The following is a 1,091-nucleotide window of genomic DNA, read 5'->3' on the forward strand; positions in this document are numbered from 1 at the left end:
CCCGGCTACGGGGCAGCCGTACCCGCCGCCATACACCCTGCTGTACCCGCTGGACCACAATTCGACGGACGGCACGCTCGCTGACCGTGGCGCCGCAGCCGTCAGCACCTACCAGGCCACGTTCGTGTCCGGCCCGACCCCCGGACAGGCGACCAGCGCTGGCATGGTGGAGCAGGCCGAGTGGCTGGCAGACAAGGGCCGCACCGGCATCATGGCCCGCCCAGCGGACGGCGGCCCCGGATACCTGAACGCGCTCACGATCCCGGGTGTGAACTGCTTCTACCGGGAGGCATTCGATGCCGGGGCAACGTCCGACCAGAACGATGCCATCATGACCACAGTGATCCGTTTCCGGCTCTATCTGGAGACAGCCGCCTGACCATCAGGCGCGCGCGAGACCGCACCGCGGCGGGACCCCACGCGGACGCCACTCACGTAGTGGCCGCCACACCGACACGTGTAGCAGGGGCCCCGCTTGGCCCCTATCCGCGAGGGGCCACCATGGCAAGGTTCAACCGCAAGGGCACCACCAAGATCTACTTTCTGCCGACCATCGCCTCGACAGCGCTGCTGCCGACGTCCGCAGAGATCACCGCAGGGACCAACTACACCCAGCAGATCAACGCGATCGACGGCTTCTCGCTGGAGAACCAGCCCATCGAGACGCCGGACATGGGCAGCACGTTCGTGAGCAAGATCGGCGGTGACGACTCGGCCGCCGACAGTTCGCTGACCTTCTACGAGGACAGCACCCTCGACGACATCGAGACCGACCTCGCCAAGGGCACCTCCGGCTTCGTCGTTCTCTTCAGCAAGGGCAACGCGCCGTCCACGAAGGGCATGGACGTCTTCCCGGTCACGGTCGTCAGCAACAGCAAGGCGTACACCGCCGACAACGAGGCCGCGAAGATCACCGTGCAGTTCACGATCACGGCCCGCCCGGTCTTCAACCAGACCGTCCCGTCGTCCTGACCCGTCACGCCCCATCCAGCCCCCGGCCGGGCCCCGGCGTACACGGGAAGGGTGCCGCCAGCCCCCGGCCGGGCCCCGGCGTACACGGGAAGGGTGCCGCCGGCGCCCGGCCGGGCCTT

The 1,091-nt window shown here is 68.4% G+C and carries 2 protein-coding genes; both read left to right on the plus strand.

The genetic code is table 11. The features are described from left to right. The coding region (locus SSOG_RS57275) for a hypothetical protein (RefSeq protein ID WP_245606705.1) at positions 1 to 379 on the plus strand (379 nt) is incomplete at its 5' end. Positions 380 to 501: 122 nt separating this feature from the next. Beyond that, positions 502 to 972, plus strand: coding sequence for a phage tail tube protein (locus SSOG_RS57280; RefSeq protein ID WP_039942910.1), 471 nt, complete (start codon positions 502 to 504; stop codon positions 970 to 972). Positions 973 to 1,091: the final 119 nt, after the last annotated feature.

This window comes from Streptomyces himastatinicus ATCC 53653, from assembly GCF_000158915.1.
GTDB lineage: Bacteria > Actinomycetota > Actinomycetes > Streptomycetales > Streptomycetaceae > Streptomyces > Streptomyces himastatinicus.

Bases quoted from the DNA above. Each gene is read 5' to 3' on its own strand.
- SSOG_RS57280 (WP_039942910.1), top strand. From the start codon at position 502: ATGGCAAGGTTCAACCGCAAGGGCACCACCAAGATCTACTTTCTGCCG.